This window comes from Kitasatospora sp. NPDC051984 (assembly GCF_044593455.1).
Lineage (GTDB): Bacteria > Actinomycetota > Actinomycetes > Streptomycetales > Streptomycetaceae > Kitasatospora.
On sequence record NZ_JBIUCB010000004.1, the window covers coordinates 150135 to 166512 of the forward strand.

General features: G+C 71.1%; 16 protein-coding genes. 5 read left to right on the plus strand and 11 right to left on the minus strand.

Annotated features, from left to right (window positions below):
- Positions 1-12 precede the first annotated feature (12 nt).
- Positions 13-708, minus strand: coding sequence for a bifunctional DNA primase/polymerase (locus ACIHEI_RS09895; protein WP_392947746.1), 696 nt, complete (start codon positions 706-708; stop codon positions 13-15).
- Between the two features lie 405 nt (positions 709-1113).
- Between ACIHEI_RS09895 and ACIHEI_RS09900 the strand changes: the two genes are divergently transcribed.
- On the plus strand, positions 1114-1335 hold the full coding sequence (locus tag ACIHEI_RS09900) for a hypothetical protein (protein ID WP_380481373.1): 222 nt from the start codon (positions 1114-1116) through the stop codon (positions 1333-1335).
- A gap of 16 nt (positions 1336-1351) precedes the next feature.
- Here the strand turns inward: ACIHEI_RS09900 and ACIHEI_RS09905 are convergent, their stop codons facing one another.
- The 9 genes from ACIHEI_RS09905 to ACIHEI_RS09945 all read right to left on the minus strand — a co-directional run bounded on the left by ACIHEI_RS09905 (position 1352) and on the right by ACIHEI_RS09945 (position 10179).
- Positions 1352-2008 (minus strand): PadR family transcriptional regulator, encoded by a 657-nt coding sequence (locus ACIHEI_RS09905; RefSeq protein ID WP_396606265.1) that lies wholly within the window; start codon positions 2006-2008, stop codon positions 1352-1354.
- A 454-nt stretch (positions 2009-2462) separates the two neighbouring features.
- Positions 2463-2963, minus strand: coding sequence for a GNAT family N-acetyltransferase (locus ACIHEI_RS09910; RefSeq protein WP_396606266.1), 501 nt, complete (start codon positions 2961-2963; stop codon positions 2463-2465).
- The gene (locus ACIHEI_RS09915; RefSeq protein ID WP_396606267.1) at positions 2960-4876 is read right to left on the minus strand and encodes an ABC transporter ATP-binding protein; all 1917 of its coding nucleotides are present in this window, start codon (positions 4874-4876) and stop codon (positions 2960-2962) included. Before ACIHEI_RS09915 ends, ACIHEI_RS09910 begins: the two co-directional genes overlap by 4 nt.
- Before the next feature lie 199 nt (positions 4877-5075).
- Positions 5076-6086, minus strand: coding sequence for a thiopeptide-type bacteriocin biosynthesis protein (locus tag ACIHEI_RS09920; protein ID WP_396606268.1), 1011 nt, complete (start codon positions 6084-6086; stop codon positions 5076-5078).
- Positions 6068-7225: a lanthionine synthetase C family protein gene (locus ACIHEI_RS09925; protein ID WP_396606269.1), complete on the minus strand. Its 1158-nt coding sequence runs from the start codon at positions 7223-7225 to the stop codon at positions 6068-6070. The genes ACIHEI_RS09920 and ACIHEI_RS09925 overlap by 19 nt, the downstream gene beginning before the upstream one ends.
- Complete coding sequence (locus tag ACIHEI_RS09930; RefSeq protein WP_396606427.1) at positions 7222-7941, minus strand: thiopeptide-type bacteriocin biosynthesis protein; 720 nt, start codon at positions 7939-7941, stop codon at positions 7222-7224. The genes ACIHEI_RS09925 and ACIHEI_RS09930 overlap by 4 nt, the downstream gene beginning before the upstream one ends.
- Before the next feature lie 182 nt (positions 7942-8123).
- On the minus strand, positions 8124-8303 hold the full coding sequence (gene fxlA / locus ACIHEI_RS09935; RefSeq protein WP_387861302.1) for an FxLD family lanthipeptide: 180 nt from the start codon (positions 8301-8303) through the stop codon (positions 8124-8126).
- Positions 8304-8359: 56 nt separating this feature from the next.
- Positions 8360-9589, minus strand: a complete 1230-nt coding sequence (gene fxlM, locus ACIHEI_RS09940) for a methyltransferase, FxLD system (RefSeq protein WP_396606270.1) — start codon at positions 9587-9589, stop codon at positions 8360-8362.
- A gap of 107 nt (positions 9590-9696) precedes the next feature.
- Entirely contained in the window at positions 9697-10179 is a 483-nt protein-coding gene (locus tag ACIHEI_RS09945; protein WP_396606271.1) for an ATP-binding protein, read from the minus strand.
- A gap of 938 nt (positions 10180-11117) precedes the next feature.
- Between ACIHEI_RS09945 and ACIHEI_RS09950 the strand changes: the two genes are divergently transcribed.
- From ACIHEI_RS09950 to ACIHEI_RS09965, 4 genes are all read left to right on the plus strand, one after another.
- A complete protein-coding gene (locus tag ACIHEI_RS09950; RefSeq protein WP_396606272.1) occupies positions 11118-12128 on the plus strand; it encodes a tetratricopeptide repeat protein in 1011 nt (336 codons plus the stop codon).
- A gap of 275 nt (positions 12129-12403) precedes the next feature.
- A complete protein-coding gene (locus ACIHEI_RS09955) occupies positions 12404-12928 on the plus strand; it encodes a hypothetical protein (protein WP_396606273.1) in 525 nt (174 codons plus the stop codon).
- Between the two features lie 58 nt (positions 12929-12986).
- Positions 12987-13385, plus strand: a complete 399-nt coding sequence (locus ACIHEI_RS09960; RefSeq protein ID WP_387643399.1) for an ACT domain-containing protein — start codon at positions 12987-12989, stop codon at positions 13383-13385.
- A 71-nt stretch (positions 13386-13456) separates the two neighbouring features.
- Positions 13457-14476 carry a serine hydrolase domain-containing protein gene (locus tag ACIHEI_RS09965; RefSeq protein ID WP_396606274.1) on the plus strand — a complete coding sequence of 340 codons (1020 nt, stop codon included), beginning with the start codon at positions 13457-13459 and terminating at the stop codon, positions 14474-14476.
- 7 nt (positions 14477-14483) lie between these two features.
- Here ACIHEI_RS09965 and ACIHEI_RS09970 read toward each other — a convergent pair whose 3' ends face one another.
- Positions 14484-16232 (minus strand): SpoIIE family protein phosphatase, encoded by a 1749-nt coding sequence (locus ACIHEI_RS09970; RefSeq protein ID WP_396606275.1) that lies wholly within the window; start codon positions 16230-16232, stop codon positions 14484-14486.
- Positions 16233-16378 lie beyond the last annotated feature (146 nt).

Here is a 16378-nt window from a genome sequence, read left to right on the forward strand (position 1 = left end):
GCCTGCTTCGGCTCAGCCGATCAGCCACTGCTCCTCGGCGACGGCGCCGACCTCGGTGCACGCGTCGGTCAGCACGTCCAGCACCCGCAGCGGGTCCGGCAGTTGCTGGTCGGGGCCGCGCAGCCAGCGCACCCGGGAGCCGTCGGTCAGCGCGGCCGGCGGGACCAGGGTGTACGAGCCGCGGCAGTGCCAGCGCAGCCCGGGGTGCTCGGAGACCGTCTCGGGGGTGGAGTCCAGCGCGCTGGGCCACCACTCGTCCTCGTCCTGCGGGGTGCCGCGGGTCGCGGTGAAGAACAGGTACCGGTCGTTGCCGACCGCCGCCACCGGGCCGCCCACGCCGAGCGCGTCCAGCCGCCGCAGCGCCAGCACCCCGGCCTCGGCCGGCACGTCCAGCACGTCGTGCGCGCGGCCCGTCGCGGTGACGAAGTTCGCCTCCGGGTCGCGGGTCAGCCAGTGCGCCAACTGCTCGGCGTCGGTGGTGGCCTGGGACTGCCAGGCGAAGGAGACCGGATGCTGGGCCGGGGCCGGACAGCCGACCCGGTCGCACGAACACCGGTACCCCTCCGGGTGCGCCGCCGGCGCCACCGGGAACCCCGACCGGACCGCCCCCAGCAGCAGATCCAGCTTCGCAGCCGCGTCCTCTCCGGCGCCCGGGTCGTCCTTCCGGTCCCGCCGCCACCAGGACGTCCACCTGCTGCTGGCTTCCATCTGGCCCCTTCCGCACCCGCTGAGCTGCCGTGCCTGGTACGGCACGGCCACCTACGCAACAAACGACGCCAACACACGGAGCCGCTCGCTGCTTCCCTCATCGGTGCACCACGCGCGGGGGCGTCTGTCGTCGACCGGGGCCGGGTTCTCCGGCCGGCCGACGTTCCGGGGGCGGGTACGGAGTACGAGAGTCTCGCTCGGCGGGCGGGCGCACCTCGGCGCGCCCCACCCGGCCCGTACGGGCCCGCGGACCCGGGGCAACCCCCGGGGGCGTACGTAGCAGGATAAGGGTCCCGGAGCCCTCCGAATGACCGTTGGCGGTGCCGTCCCCGTCACACCTTCCGCCGCCGCGGCGGACACACCCGCCCGCACCGGACATCCCGCCCGTCGCCCTACCCTGGAGCGGTGAGAAGCGCCGACACCGCATTCCTCGGCGGCCCGCTGGACGGCAGGGTGCTGCCGATCCTGCTGAGCCCGCTGCAGTCCGTCCCGAAGGTCTACCGGGTGCCCGTCCCCGCGCACGGGGACACCCCGGCGGTCACGCTGGTCTACCGGCGTGCCAAGGAGTACAACGCCAAGGGCCGGTTCCGCTGGCGCTACGAGTACGACGAGGCCGCCAGCGGCTGACGCCCGCCGCCCGCTCTCAGGCCTCTTCGGCCAGGATCAGGTACAGCTTCTTCTTCGTCTCGGCCAGCACGGCCAGGCCCTTGGCGCGCTGCTCCTCGGTGCCGGTCATCATGACCTGGCGCACCGCGTGGTCCACCGCCGCGAGCGCGGCGCCGACCTCCTGCACGGCCTCCCAGTCGCCCTGCCGGCCGGCCTCGTCCCACGGGGACTCGGGGCCCTGCTCGGCCTCGGCCCGGCCCTGCTCGGTCAGTTCGAACAGCTTCTTGCCGGACTCCTCGTTGGCCTTGATCAGCCCCTCCTCCTCCAGCAACTGGAGCGTCGGGTACACCGAACCCGGGCTGGGCCGCCAGACTCCGCCGGTGCGCTCGCCGATCTCGGTGATCATCTCGTAGCCGTGCATCGGCCGCTCCCGCAGCAGCGCGAGCAGCGAGGCCCGCACATCGCCCCGCCGGGCCCGCCCGCCGCGCCGGCCGCCGTGCCCGCGCGTCCCGTGGCCGCCGAAGCCGCGCCCGCGCGGCCCGAACCCCGGACCGAACGGCGGCATCGGCCGCCCCGGCGCCCCGAACGGCCCGAACGCGGCCCGCACCTCGAACTCCTCGCCCTCCCCGGCCCGCCGCGCCCCTTCGGCCCAGCGACGCCGACTCTCCGCGCCGTAACGCTTGTCGTAACGCATGATCCACTCCCCATGGTTGTCGGACGCTCCATCGGTGAAGCATCTCGATAACTCGACGATATATCGGTAACTGTCGTTCGACAACCCCTTCCGATACCCGGCCGCCGAAATGTCGAACGACGGCAGATCGTTCAGTCGCGCCTTCCCCGCACCTCCGCGAACTGGGTCAGTACGATCAGGGGACATGACGCCTTGGTCAGGTGTCCGCAACCGCCCGGCGCGCCAACGCACGGAGAGATGCCGCCGTTGGGCAGACCTCGCATGAGGTATGGACCGGCCGCGTCAGGCAACGGACTTGGCACCGTCGCGCTCACCTCGCACGAGGGAGAGGACCACAGCCGACTTCATCCGGGTCACCGGTCGTCACACTCGCACGGTCAAGGACTGCGGGTTCGACAGACGCCGGAACACCACGTTCAGATGGCATCGGTAGTGGTGGCGGCGCGACCGGCGATCAGGGCGACACAGTCGACCCGGTAGAAAAGCGAGTCATCCTCATGGCGGCTGGGTCGCTCTCGAAGCCGACGGCACGGTAGAGCGGCGCGGAGCCGTCGCTCGCGTACAGCTCGAACAGGGTGCAGCCGTGTGCGGCGAGGTGCTCGACGACTGTCTTGACCACTGCTGTCGCGTACCCTCGGCGCCGGTAGTCCGGGGCTGTGGCAACGGCGTGGATGCGGGCTGCGAGTCCCTTCGGGTACTTGGCGGCCGGCAGGACGCGGTGGATGAGCGCGAGCGCGCACGAGGCCAGGCCCCCGTCGGGAGTATCGACGACGTAGGCGACTGCGTCGTTCTCGTCCGCCAGTCGCTCCGCCAACTGCTCGGTGCAGATCGCCAGCCACTCGGCGTCCATGGGAGCGGAGAGGATCAGCTCGGATCGGAGTCTGGCAATCTCGCTGGCGTCAGCGGGAGTTGCCCGGCGGACGGTGGGAATCGGATGGGCAAGCGGTCCGCTCACGGCATCGTCCTTTCGGTGTGCTGGTTGTCTCGCTGCGGCGGGACGGTCGCTCGGTCGTTCTGCAAGTCCCAGAGCTCGCGTAGGCGACCGGGTTGGTTGACGAGTTCGTCGAAGGTGCCTTGCTGGATGATCTGGCCGTGTTCGAGGACCACGATCCGGTCGGCGATGGACACATTCGCCAGCCGGTGCGTCACCAGGACCACGGCGCGGTCCTGGGCGAGTTCACGGAGGTTCGCGAAGATGCGGTGCTCGGCGCGAGGGTCCAGGGCCGAGGTGGGCTCGTCCAGGATCAGCAGGGGGGCCGGGCGGTAGAAGGCGCGGGCGAGGGCGATGCGCTGCCACTGGCCGCCGGAGAGTGCCTCACCGCCGGCCCAGTCGCGCGTGAGGAGGGTGTCGAGGCCGCTGCCCAGGTCGTCGATGACGTCGCCCGCGCCGGAGATCTCGCAGGCCTGCCGGATGACCTTGTCGCCGCCCGGGAGCGGCTGGCCTTGGGTGATGTTCTGGCGGGCGGTGAACGGCCAGCGGGCGAAGTCCTGCGGGACGACCGCGGTGTGCTTCCACGCCGCGTGCGGGTCCATGTCGCGGGTGTCCACGCCGTCCCATCTCACGGCACCGCCGGTGGGGAGGTAGAGCCCGGCGAGGAGCTTCGAGAGCGTGGTCTTCCCGGAGCCGTTCTCGCCGACCAGGGCGATCACCTCGCCTCGTTGAACGTTGAGGCTGACGTCCGTGAGGGCGTCACGTTCGGCTCCGTCGTACCGGTAGCTCAAGCACTCGACCTGGACCTCGTGGACGCGGTCCACAGCGGTCTGACCGCGGTTGATCCGGTAGCCGCCGGCCTCCGTGAGAAAGTCCGACCAGTCCTGGAAGTACAGTCCGTCGCGGAACATGCGGGCTCCGGCGTTCGCGATGCCTCGCGTCCCCGAGGCGACGGACCGGAGCGCGAACGCCGCTGCCCCGCCGGACGCCGCGGAAAGCCGGCCGGTGGACAGCAGCCAGATCAGAACAGCCCAGACTGCTCCGGAGGCGACGCCGCCGAAGGCCGCGCCGATCAGGGAGGCTCGGGCCCCGAGGGCGGACGAACGGCGCTGCGACTCGTAGAGGCCCGCCGCGACCTGCCGGTACCGGCGCATCAGGAACGGCGTCATCGTCCCGGTGCGGATCTGATCGGCGGTCTCCCGGGCGGAGAGGTGCCAGCGCAGCATGTATCGCATTCGACTGAGGCTCATGGTGCTGGTGAACGCCATGCGGGCCGCCCTGGCGGCGTGGATCTGCGCCCAGCCCTGCGGGATGCCGGCGATGACCAGAAGTGGCAGCAGAAGCGGGTGGAAGGCCGCCAGGACGACTGCTCCGGCCACCATGGAGGCCGCCGCGGCGATGAGGTTCTGCCCGGTGGAGAAGAGATCTCCGGCCCACTCGGCGCCCCGTTCGGCGGCGTCCTTGCGGTCGCGGAAGCCGGGGCTGTCGTAGGCGGACAGCTCGACGTTCAGCGTCGCCTCCAGGAACAGGATCTCGGCTTCCTGCTGGACCGCCGGGATGAGCCTGGACGACAGCCAGTTCGTAACGATGCCCAGAATCGCGTGCAGGCCGGCTGCGGACACCAGGATCAGGACCGACACCCACGCGGCCAACAAGTGCTCGACGATCCGGCCGGAGGAGAACAGAGCGCCGATCGTGCCAGCCATCGCGAGGAGGCCCGTTGCCTCCGCGATCCCGGACACCGCCTGACAGAGGAGCAGGCCGATGACTGCCGGCCTGTCGACCCGCCACGCCAACGCGACGGAGCGTGCCGTGAGGAGCGGCAGTCTCGTCGTCATCTGCCGGAACGTCATGGAAGCCAGGCGCTGCGAGTACTCGTCTCCCTCCTCGATCAGGCCGATTTCATCGTCGTCGGTCATCTCCTGCGACAAGAACATCTCCTTCCGGCGAGGGTGCTGCGAGACGACGGGAGAGCGGCTGGGAGCTTGTGCCGCCGTTGATCGGAGAGCAGGACGCTACGCCGGGTCCGCCGACGCCTCACCGGGTATCGCACATGCGTACCCGATGTGGTGAATCCGCAGACACAGCAGGCGAGTTGCTGTGCCCATCAGCTCCGGTCTGTGTAGGGCTGCCGGGTCAGCGGTGGAGAGCGGTCGCCGTGGTGCTCTCCGTCGTCTCGGCTAGCACGGCGCGTGCGGCGGCGTGGGAAAGCGCGGCCTGGAAGTCGGCGGACAGACCGAGCCGGTTCCAGTGGAAGATCACGTGGTATGCCAGTACCTGGCGCAGGCCGCGTTCCAGCTCTCCCGCCCGTGACCCGGTTCCGAGTGCGGTTCCTGCCGCTCGGAATGCGTCAGCCCACGCAGCGGCGTAGGCGGCGGGGCCGTTGTTGTGGAACAGCGGGCCTTCTGGTGCGGTGTCGGCGAGGAGGAGCGGACGGATCTGGTCAGCGATCTGTTCGAGGCGGTGGTCCGGCAGATTGCTCGGGATCGGGCGTTCCCGGGCGACCTTCTGCCAGACGTCGCCCATCTCGTACCACTCCAGGCCGGCCGCGTGGAACATGCTGGTGCAGAGCAGCATGGACAGTTCACGGCGGCCCAGTTCTTGATGCCGGCCGATGGGGTTCTGGAGGATGAAGCCGCTGTCGGCGTAAAACAGCGTATGCGCGGTGTTCATCGCCTGGACGCCGCCGAAGGCTGCCGTTTCGGGTTCGTAGAGGCCGCGCCACCATCGCTTGACCTTGCCGCTGGCGGTGAGCTCGTCCAGGAGGTCCGCGATCTCAGCGCCAGGGTTGCCCCGGCTGGGGTCGTGGTGCAGACGCAGGCGCCAGCAGGGGTACTTCCGAATGAACCACCAGGTCACGCCGTGCGGCTCGGTGCTTCGGAGTGTGGGTGCGAGGTGACGGGCGATGACGGATTCGGCGGCTGTCCAGTCGGCGAACTCGATGTAGGCCTGCCAGCAGGTACGGTCCGTCTGCTGGTGGAGCGCGTCGCGGCCGGCTTGCCGGTACAGGTCGACGGCGGTCGCAAGCTCCGTGGGGTCGAGGCAGGCGCTGTTCGCCGCGTCTTCGATCTGGGTGTCGGCAAGGACGCGCAGGACGGCGGATTCGACCTGGACCGGGTCGCGTGGGGTCAGTTGATGAGCAGGCATGTGTCCCATCCGGATGCGGGAGGCTGGTTCGTCGTGTGGGCGGCGAGGGCGAGCTCCGTCCCGGCGGTGCCGTTCAGGAAGCCCTCCCCGGTGGCCGGGGTCTGGCGCAGGTGCTCACCGATGGCGGCCAGGTGCTGGGCAAGGTCGTGGGCGGCAGAGTCCCGTGCGGCATGCCAGACGGTCTGATGGAGTCCGGCCCAGCCATGGCACAGGCCCGAGTCGGTGATCCGCCGGAGCTGTTCTGTGTCGGTGAGGCAGTCATCGATGGCCTGTTCGTAGCCGTGTTGGCGACCGGTGTCGTTGAGTGCGATGGAGGCCAGTTGGCCTGCTCGGGCGATGCCCGGTGTCCCGTAGCACCAACTCGGTCTGCCTGGCTGCTTCTGCCGGGGACGGCCTGCGGAGATCTCCGAAAGGTCGACCGTCTCCGGCCACCATGCTCCGGCTGGACCGGTCTGCTTCCATCGATCCAGCCACGTGATGATGGTCAGGATGGCTTCGAGGTGGCCGGGGACGGTGATTCCACGACGGGCGGCTTGGGCGAGGAGCAGCAGCGGTCCGGCGATACCGTGTGCCACTCCGAAGTTGAGGTGTTCGGGACCGTGGTGGGCACCGTCGTGCCAGTGGAAGCCGTGCCCGGCCCACCAGCCGGGCAGCCGCTCCTGGTGCCGCTGGATCGGGTGAGTCAGTTCGACGACATAGGTCAGGACGTGTTCGAGGGCGGCGCTGCCCGGCTGGGTCCTGAGCAGGAGCGCACCGATCCCGGTGAGGCCGTACAGCAGGTCGTATTCGTGGAATCTGGTGGGCCGGCCTGCGCTGATGCGAGCCAGGCCGGCGTCGGCGCGCCGGTGGGCGATTGCGCGTACGTGCCGGTCCAGCTCGGCGCGGGCGCTCTGGTAGCGCTCGGGCGGCTCGGCGGCGGCGTGCAGGACGAAGGCGATGGCGGGTGCACCGAGGAACAGGCCTGCGCTGTCGCTCGCGTTCACGTCGTAGGCGATGGCGCGGCTGATCCAGGTGTGCGCTTGGCTCCAGTTGCTCTCACCGGTGCGGGCGCGCTCGGTGTGCAGCAGTGCGATTCCGGCGGCCCCGTTGTCGAGGCTCTGATCGGCCCACGGCGGATCTACACCCGCAGTGACGGTCACCGGGGCCTCCGGGAGGTGAGAGACAGCGCGCAGGATCTCGCGAGGCGGTCGGTCGCCTCTTCCCGGACCGGGTCCGCGGCGACGGCCCGAAGGTGATGGCCGTGGAGCAGGGACCGCAGCACGGTGGAGGGGTCTCGATCCTGCTGGCCGAGATGGTCCCGGTAGGCGGCAAGGGCGGTCGCTCGTTGCTGCCACGCCATGGTGATCAGGTCACCGCCCGGCAGGTCCAGCAGTGCCGGCGCGGGAGCGCCGGGGCTTGTGAACTTCTCGGTGGTCCTGCGGAGCTCAGCATCGGTCGGGCCGGTACGGCGCGGCAGCACCGTGCACAGCCATCCCAGGCCCTGGGCGGGATGAGCTGCGAGGGATGCCGCGATGTCGACCATGCTGGCAGCGGCCAGCGCCTGCATGGGGACCTCGGCTGCCAGTGCGGCACGGATCTGGGTGACGGCAGCCGCGCTGTCGGCGGCGAAGACCGCGTGTGCGGCGTCCAAGGCCTGGCCGTGGCCGTACCGGCCGGGTTGTGGCTGGTAGCCGGACACGTGAAGTTGAGCGACGAGCCGCTCAGTGCGCAGGCCTGCGGCCCATGTGCCGATCTCGCTCAGCACGTCGCCGTGCTGAGCGGGCGGAACGCGCCAGAACAGGTCGAGGAACTGGTCGGCGTCGGGCCGGGCGGTGTCCTTGAACCGCTGGAACCACCACTGCGTCGCGGAGCCGATGCCGACGAGGAGGGCCGGTACGTGGTTGGTAGGTGCTGGCGCGCAGCATCGCCGCGCCGCTCCAGCGGTAGACCGGTGGTGTCTCGCTCAACGGTTCCCCTCCTGACTGCACCGTTCTGTGAGCCGGTAACGGAACGGGGGTGGGCCGAGGGATGCTCCTGCGGCCCACCCCCGTCAGCGGGTCAGGACGGGTCCGCGACACCCGACGCGCAGGCGCTGGCCCCCGTCGAGCAGGTGCTGCCGCAGCCGTCGTTGGTGGCGCACATCAGCTTCCCGCTCGGGTGCGCGGCGACCACGACCCGGATGTCCAGGTCGAACGGGTCGCTCTCGGCGACCGGACGCTCAGCCAGCATGACCGACATGGCGATCACTCTCCTCACATGATGGTTGGGTGGTGCAGAACGCCTGGCCTGCTGCCTTACGCGGCAGGCCAGGAGATCGTGATCCGGCTGTTTCGCTTGTTCACGACGCGCTGGCCGGTCAGCTCGTCGTCAGGGGTGTCCGCCGGGAAGACCCGGAAGGTCGGGCCGGCGCCGTGTCGGCGGTCGCGGTCCCAGTCCCGGATGAGGTCGGCGATCTTCTCGGCCAGGTCGGCGGCCTGCGGCCCGAGGGCGTGGACGCCGAACTCGATCCCCTTGCCGACCCCTTCGGCGTCGAGCCGCTTCCAGGTGACGTAGCCGAAGGAGTTCCCGTCGACGTGCGCCATGGAGAACCACTTGTTCGCGGGGGCCACGATCCCGGTGTCCAGGTCTTCGCGGATGGTCATCGTGCAGAAGCCGTCGAGCTGGGTGGCCAGCCACATCTGCAAGGAGTCGAAGGGCTCCTGCGCGCCCAGTGTCACGCCGGTCCACGTCTCGGTCCTGGCGGTCTTGACGGCGTTGTCCAGGTGGCTGGGGTCGCCCATGATCTCGTCGTCGAACTTGAGGGCGATCTCTTCGGTCCCGGTCACCAGGAGAACCTGGGTGTGGTGCGCGTCGGCTCCCTGCATCGGCACAAAGCCGCACACGCGCACCGACTCGCTCACCAGGTGGTCGCCGCTTCGGGTGAACGCGATCGAGCGGGTCAGTCCCCTGACGCGCAGGGGCAGCACGAGCTTCCCGGCCTGGGCAAGCTGGTCGAGCCAGGCCGGTGCCACGTCCCACGCGCCGGCGGTCACGAGGATCACGTCGAACAGGCCGCCGCCCGGCACGGCCGCCGCGGCGTCGCCCGTCACCACGCTGACTCGGCCGTAGCCCTGCTGCTTGAGGAGCCGCTCGGCCCGGTCGGTGACATCGGCGTCGATGTCCATGGTCACGACGTGACCGTCCTCGCCGACCAGCTCGGCGATAAGCGCGGCGTTGTAGCCGCCGGAGCCGATCTCCAGCACTCGCATGCCGGGGGCGATGCCGGCCTGTTCCAGCATGAAGGCCTGGATCTGCGGCGCGGACACCGAGCTGGTGGCCGAGCCGCTCTCGGTGACCTTCGTGACCACGGCGTCGAAGGCGCTGTATGCCTCCTTCAGCGACGCGCCCGGGGTGAACTCGTGTCGCTGGACCCTGCGCATGGCCTGCTCCACGGCGGCCGACGTGAGGTCGCCCGATTCCCTCAGCGTGGCGATCACCTGCTCGCGCAGCTCCTCGGCCTCGCTGGTCGTGGGCTGTGTACTCATGGGACTCCTTGCATAGGGGGAAGCGCCTAGTATGCGAGATCTGATTGGCCCTCATGTGCCTTGCCAGAAAGGGCTTATGACCTGGTCACGAGTGGTGAAGTCGCCATTCAGGACGCTCTGGCCGCCGCGAGCTCGCCGAGCCGGTGTTCGGCCTCGGTGAGCGGCTCAGGTCCGACCGTTGCCCAGATGCTCTTGCCGGATCGGCTCCGGCACCAGCCGCATGCGGTGGACGATGCAACGGTCAGAGCAAGGCCGCGCCCGGATTCGTCGGTGTCGCCAGCCTCTGTCAGCGTCGGCCCTACGGGGCTCGCGTCGGAGACGATCACGGTCACGGTTCCGCCGCTGGACCAGAGGAGGAGGTCGACCATGTCGAGTATCGGCTTGCAGTGGCGGAGGGCGTTGCCCACCAGCTCCGTCACCAGGAGGCAGACGACGAACGCCTGTTCTGCGTCCTCGGGATACTCCCATTCGGTGAGCTTGCGCCGGACGTAGCCGCGAAGTCGTGTGACGCCGTCCTCCTGCTGGACGTCCACGCTCCAACGCGCCCAGGTGGCGCCCAGGGGTTGTACGGGTGGCGGCTGCTCGATCATGTGGACACCCCTTTCGGGCCGTGGCGGGCAGAGGAACTCCTCGGATCGCTCCGGGCGTCTTGGCGGCCAACACAGTGAACCTCCGGCCGCATGCCGGCGGTATGGCCTCGATTCCGTGGTCCTGTTCAATCCGTTCAACGGGTTCAACCAGCATGAGCCGGTGGCGAATTGAAGTGATGAGCAGACAGAAGGACCGCGTCGGAGCCGCTCGGAGCACCGGTTCCTCAGCTGTACGGTTCGACATCCCGGGAGGATGCCGGCGCCATGCCGTGAGGGCCCGCGCGGTGGTCGAGCTGGTTGTGCACGGAGACGCCCAGGAGGTTGATCACGGCCGCGTTGCCAAGTACCCATAAGCCGGCGAGCGCCGTCCCCGCAGGGTCTCGATGCCGTCCACGGTGCCGCCCGCAAGCGGTGAGGCCGCTGTCGATAGGTGTACGAACTGGCACAGGCATGCAACTCACGCTCCCCATGTACGAAGTTGGCTTGCCACGGATCGAACTGGGAAGGACTCGACTCATTGAGCCCACCCGCCCCTGTGGCGTGACTCACAGTCAACTAGCCTGTGCGGTACGTACGGGAGTTGCCAGGCGTGTGCCAGATGTAGGCCAGGTTGTAGTCCAGGGAGTGGTGCGATGTCGGGGGGACGGCCCATCGCAGAGCTGATCACCAAGGCCCGAGAGAAACGCGGCTGGTCCAAGGCGCGCTTAGCACGCGAACTCGGAGCCGCCGAGGGTCGCGGCGGTGACGGGCCCGGCCGGCACGCAGTGTGGCGCTGGGAGAAGGGAGACGATCGGACTCCCGACTACTGGCTTCCCTACCTTGTCAAGGTGCTTGGGCTTCAACTCGAAGCCCCGCAGGGAAGATCGAGTGAAGATGCAAGCCCAGTACGGCCCGGCGATACCGTGGCCTCAGTGATCGAGCTGGGGAGGAGCGACGACATGGACCGCCGTACGTTCATGACCGCATCGGGCGGATACGCCCTCGCCGCCCTCGGGCTGCCGGACCTCGACGGCATCACCCGCAGGACACGCGCGCAGAGCGAATCCGCGGTGAAGGTCGGCCGCGGCGAGGTCGCGGCGGTCCGGACCATGATCAAGTCACTGGGTGACGCGGCAGCGGAGATCGGCGGCGGCCACGCGCGCTCCACCGCCGTCCACTACCTGACCACCTCCGTCTCGAAGTGGCTCAGCGGCTCCTGGACCGAAGAAGTCGGGCGCGACCTGTACGGCGCCACGTCCCAACTGGTCCACCTGATCGGCTGGATGGCCCAGGACGAAGGAGACCACGGCTTCGCGCAGCGCTACTACGCCCACGCCTTCCGGCTTGCTGCCGAAGCCGGCGACGCCGAGCTCTCCGCGACCGCGTTGCGAGGACTCGCCGTCCAGGCGATCGACCTCGGCTACCGGGCCGCCGCCGTCCAGATCGCCGAGGAGTGCGTCGACCAGGCCAAACGCTTGGACGACCCCAAGGCACTCGCCTACTACGAGACGACCCTCGCCGACGCCGCGGCCCAGGACGACGACCGCAAGACCGCCACGCAGATGCTCAGCGCCTCACAGGCCCACATCGAGCGAGCATCCACCGAGGCAGGCGACTCGTGGGCCTCGCACTTCAGCATTGGCCGGTGGGCCCACCACTCCGGCATGATCCTCGCGCGCCTCGGGGACTACGACGCAGCACAGGACCACCTTCACCACTCGCTCGATATCCACGGACTCGACCGCCAACGAAGTCGTGCCATCGTTCTGGCCGACCTCGGCACCGTCCAGTTCCGGCAGGAGAACTACGAAGCCGCCATCTCCACGTGGGGCGACTTCCTCGACTGCGCGAACGGGGTGAGGTCCATCAAGGTCTCCGACGCCGTTGACGACATGCAGGCGCGGCTCCGCCGCATCCGCGGCGTACACGGCGCTGAAGACCTCAGCGAGCGGGCCGCCAACTTGACCTGACCCTCGCGGTCGCGCGCCGTGCGGCCCTCTCGACCCTTCAAGATCACATGTTCGGCCCGCGTAGCGGCGTGTTCTATCCGGGCCCGCTGATGATCGAGGATCTTCCCAAGTCGCCCGGTGATGCCGTCACTGCGCGCCGCGGGCCCGCCCGAATGATCTGAACGATCCCGGGTTGGGGCGGTCAGACTTCAGTGGCAAACGGTCAAGGTTGAGTGGCAGAGGACAGCCGAAATAACCGGTCGAACCGAGCGCCTGCCCGGCTCTAACCTCGCGCCGTGACGAACACGACGACGGACCCGGTCGAGACCGCCGAGGACTTCCTCGCCCTGCTGCGGCACCTGTCCGCGCACTTCGCGGGCCAGGGCCCGGACGTGGACGACGTCCTGCTCCGCTGGGCCGCCGCCCTCCCCGAGCGGGCCCCGGACCCGGGCTGGTCCGGCCTGGCCGACCAACTGCTCGGTGCCCTCGCCGCACCACCGGCCGGGCCCGCCGAACCCGCCCCGCTGGGCGAGGAGCTGGACGTGGCCACCTCCGGCGAACTGCGGATCCTGCTGCGCGCGCTGGCCGCCGACTACGCGCGGGACCGCGCCTGGACGGCGGACCGGGTGGCCCGCGGTCTGTGGGCCGGCGACGGCGGTGGCTGGGCGAGCGGCTCGCTGGCCGGGTTCTTGACGTCCTGGGAGTCCTGGCTCGACTCCTCCCTCGGCCTGCCACCGAGATTCTCCGACGCCCCGCCGATCGAACCGGTGACCTGGACGTCGGTCGCCTGGCAGCTCGACGCGGCCCGCGTCTACGAGTGACACCGACACGCCCCGCAGCGCTCCCGCCCCGCCGCCCGCAGCCACTACGGTGACGGCCATGTCAGGCGAACGCGATCTTCGACAGCTGCTCTCCGGCTTGAGCCCCGTCCTCAACCCCGGCCGCTACGTGTACTGCACACTGCCCGGCCGGGTTCCCGCCGGGCTGCGACCGGTCGTCACGGTGGCCGAACCCGAGGGCGTGACCTTCGTCGTCCTCGAGGAGGAGGCCGACTCGCTCGGCCTGCCGCACGCGTTCACCGCCGCCTGGATCACCCTGCGGGTGCACTCCGCGCTGGACGCCGTCGGCCTCACCGCCGCGGTCTCCGCCGCGCTCGCCGAGCACGGCATCAGCTGCAACGTGGTGGCCGGCTTCCACCACGACCACCTGTTCGTCCCCGCCGACGACGCCGACCGCGCACTGGCCGCCCTCGACGCCCTGGCCCCGCAGCCCACCTGACGGCCCCTGGTCTTCGCCGTCCGGCGCGGGCGAGAATGCGGACCAGGGCCTGTCCGGGCGAGAGGGATGCCATGCAGAACTCCACGTGGAGCGCCGACACCGCCGCCGTCCTCGGCGCCGGCCTCGCCGGGTCCGTGGACGCCGGGCTGTTCCCCGGCGGGGTGCTGACCGTCGGGGAGGTGGGCGCCGGCCGGGTCACCGTCGGGCACGGCCTGGTCGCCCCCGAGTGCGGCGACGCCCGGCCCGGCCCGGGCACCCGCTACGACCTCGCCTCGCTCACCAAGGTGCTCGCCACCTGGCCACTGGTCGGCGCCGCCGTCCGCGCCGGCCGGCTCGACCTGGACGCCCCGCTGCGCGAACACCTGGCCGAACTTCCCTCCCCCGGCGGCAACTTGACCGTCCGGCAGCTGCTCTGCCACACCTCCGGCCTGCTCCCGTGGACCGGCCTGGCCGGCTACGAACACACCGGCCGACCGCTGATCGAGCACCTGTGCGCCGAGCCGCTGGTCAGCCCGCCCGGCAGCCGGTACCGCTACATCGACCGCGGCTTCATCCTGCTCGGCCTGCTGCTGCCCGCCCTGCTGGGCAACCCCCTGCACCTGCTCGCCGACGAACTCTGGCGCGACCTCGGCCTGACCGCCACCGTCTACGGACCGCTGCCGCGCGACCCGCAGCTCGCCCCGACCGAACAGCGCCTGCGCGACGCACCCCGCACCTGGGGCGCGCCGCACGACCCGAGCGCCGCGCTGCTCGGCGGGGTGGCCGGCCACGCGGGGGTGTTCTCCACCGCCGCCGACCTCGCCGCCTACGCCGAGCACCTGCTGGCCGGGGCGAGCCCGCTGGCCGACTGGTTCACCGAGAGCCGCCGCCCCTGCGCCGCCGTCGAACCCGGCCTGCACCGCGGCCTCGCCTGGCTGGTCACCGCCGACGAGTCGGTGGCCTACCACCACGGTTTCACCGGCACCAGCCTGTTCCTCGCCCCGCACACCGGCCGCTACGTGGTGCTCTGCACCAACGCCGTCTACCACGGCTTCGACCGGAACCGGCTGGCCGACCTGCGCGCACTCGCGCTCCGCTCGCTCACCTCGTGACGGCCCGTCACCGGCGCAGCGGCTGCCACCGCCCGCCGGTCAGCGCCGTCAGCACCTCCCCGCTGCCCGCCTGCCCGGGGCGCGGCCGGGCGGGGGCGGCGGCGAGCAGCGCGATGTCGTCCTCGGCGGGGTCGGGGGCGCCGGCCAGCACCGCGTCCAGCAGCCGTTCCGGACCGGCCCCGGCGGGCAGCCGCCGGGCGGTGAGCCGCTCCAGCGAGCGGTCGATGTCCTCGCCGCGGCGCTCCACCAGGCCGTCGGTGAACAGCAGCAGGACGTGGTCGGGCGGGACCACCGCGTAGCTCGGGACGTAGCCGTTGTGGCCGGTGGCGAGCGGCGGGCCGGGCGCCACCGGCAGCAGCGCCACCTCGCCGTTGGGCCGGACCACGGCGGGCGGCAGGTGGCCGGCGCTGGCGAAGCAGTAGCGGCCGCGGGCGGGTTCGGCGTACACCGCCAGGCAGGTGGACGGGCGGTAGTCGTGCACCTCGCCGGCCAGGCCGTCCATCCGGGTCAGCAGCCGGTCTGCGCTCGGCTCCAGCAGGGCCATCGCGCGGAGCATCGCCTGGTAGTGGCTCATGTCGGCGGCGGCCTCGATGCCGTGGCCCATCACGTCGCCGATGGCCAGCACGGTGCGGCCGTCGGGCAGCGCCACCGTCTCGTACCAGTCGCCGCCGATCAGGGCGCTGGTGCCGGCCGGGCGGTAGCGGAAGGCGACGGTGATGTCGGGGTGCGGGGTGCCGGGTTCGGCGAGCATGGCGCGCTGCAGGTCGACGGCGACGGCGTGTTCGCGGCTGTAGCGGCGGGCGTTGTCGAGGTTGATGGCGGCGCGCACGGCGAGGTCCTGGGCGGCGACGGCGTCGTCCTCGCCGAAGCCCGGGGAGGGGCCGGTGCGCAGCAGGGTGGCGGTGCCGATCCGGTGGCCGCGGGCGGTGAGCGGCACCACCATCGCGGCGTGGACGCCGAGCACGCCGAAGTCGGCGATCCGGTCCGGGTTGGGGGCCGTGCGGCGCGCGTCGGCCTCGGTCAGTTGGTTCTCGATCACCGGGCGGCCCTCGGCCAGACAGCGCGGCACGGCGGAGTCGGGCCCGTAGTCGACGTACTCGCCGCGTTCGCCGAGCACCCGGATCCGCTCCAGCAGGTCGGGCCTGGCGGTGATCGCGGTGCGCAGCAGGCGGCGGCCGCCGTCGGGGAGGGGGCGGGCGTGCTGGCTGTCGGAGTGCGGGAGCAGTTCGACGGTGGCGGCGTCGGCGAGGTGCTCGATCAGGAAGGTGGCGAGTTCGCCGCAGGTGGTCTCCACGTCGAGGGTGGTGCCGATCCGGGTGGCGGCGGTGTCGAGCAGGGCGAGCCGGGCCCGGGCCTGTTCGAGTTCGCGCTGCTGCCGGTGGCTGGCGGTGACCTCCAGCAGGATGCCGACCAGGCCGGCGGGCTGTCCGGCGGTCTCCAGCCGGTGGTAGGCGCCGTACCAGTAGCGGCGGTGCTGCGGGGAGCCGGCCCGGGTGTGGCCGCTGGAGGTGATCTCGCGGGGGCGGCCGTCGGCGAGCACCTCGCGCAGCAGGTCGTCGCGGGCGTCGAGGCCGGGGAACAGTTCGGCGACGGTGTGGCCGAGGTGGCGCTCGGCGGGGATGCCGTTCATCGCGGCCAGCGCCGGGTTGACGTAGCGGAAGCGCAGGTGGGTGTCGAGGACGGCGACGCCGGCGGGCGTACCGTCCAGTACCCGGCGCAGCGGCTGCGGCAGGTCGTTCCAGCTGGTGTCGGCCATGGCTTCGGCACCTCCTCGCCGGGCGCCCGGGCACTGTGACCAGTAAACACAGCGCGCGCGGCCGGGGCGATCCGGTACGCGGCGGGGCCGTGGCGGGCGGGCCGGGGCGGGGGTGCGGGCGGCGGGGAGTCACCCGAACGGAGTCG

Excerpts from the sequence above, each read along its gene's own strand:
- ACIHEI_RS09905 (WP_396606265.1), bottom strand. The coding sequence starts at position 2,008 with ATGCGTTACGACAAGCGTTACGGCGCGGAGAGTCGGCGTCGCTGGGCC.
- ACIHEI_RS09970 (WP_396606275.1), bottom strand. The coding sequence starts at position 16,232 with ATGGCCGACACCAGCTGGAACGACCTGCCGCAGCCGCTGCGCCGGGTA.
- ACIHEI_RS09960 (WP_387643399.1), top strand. The coding sequence starts at position 12,987 with ATGTCAGGCGAACGCGATCTTCGACAGCTGCTCTCCGGCTTGAGCCCC.
- ACIHEI_RS09915 (WP_396606267.1), bottom strand. The coding sequence starts at position 4,876 with ATGTTCTTGTCGCAGGAGATGACCGACGACGATGAAATCGGCCTGATC.
- ACIHEI_RS09895 (WP_392947746.1), bottom strand. The coding sequence starts at position 708 with ATGGAAGCCAGCAGCAGGTGGACGTCCTGGTGGCGGCGGGACCGGAAG.
- fxlA (WP_387861302.1), bottom strand. The coding sequence starts at position 8,303 with ATGTCGGTCATGCTGGCTGAGCGTCCGGTCGCCGAGAGCGACCCGTTC.
- fxlM (WP_396606270.1), bottom strand. The coding sequence starts at position 9,589 with ATGAGTACACAGCCCACGACCAGCGAGGCCGAGGAGCTGCGCGAGCAG.
- ACIHEI_RS09950 (WP_396606272.1), top strand. The coding sequence starts at position 11,118 with ATGGACCGCCGTACGTTCATGACCGCATCGGGCGGATACGCCCTCGCC.
- ACIHEI_RS09965 (WP_396606274.1), top strand. The coding sequence starts at position 13,457 with ATGCAGAACTCCACGTGGAGCGCCGACACCGCCGCCGTCCTCGGCGCC.
- ACIHEI_RS09945 (WP_396606271.1), bottom strand. The coding sequence starts at position 10,179 with ATGATCGAGCAGCCGCCACCCGTACAACCCCTGGGCGCCACCTGGGCG.
- ACIHEI_RS09920 (WP_396606268.1), bottom strand. The coding sequence starts at position 6,086 with ATGCCTGCTCATCAACTGACCCCACGCGACCCGGTCCAGGTCGAATCC.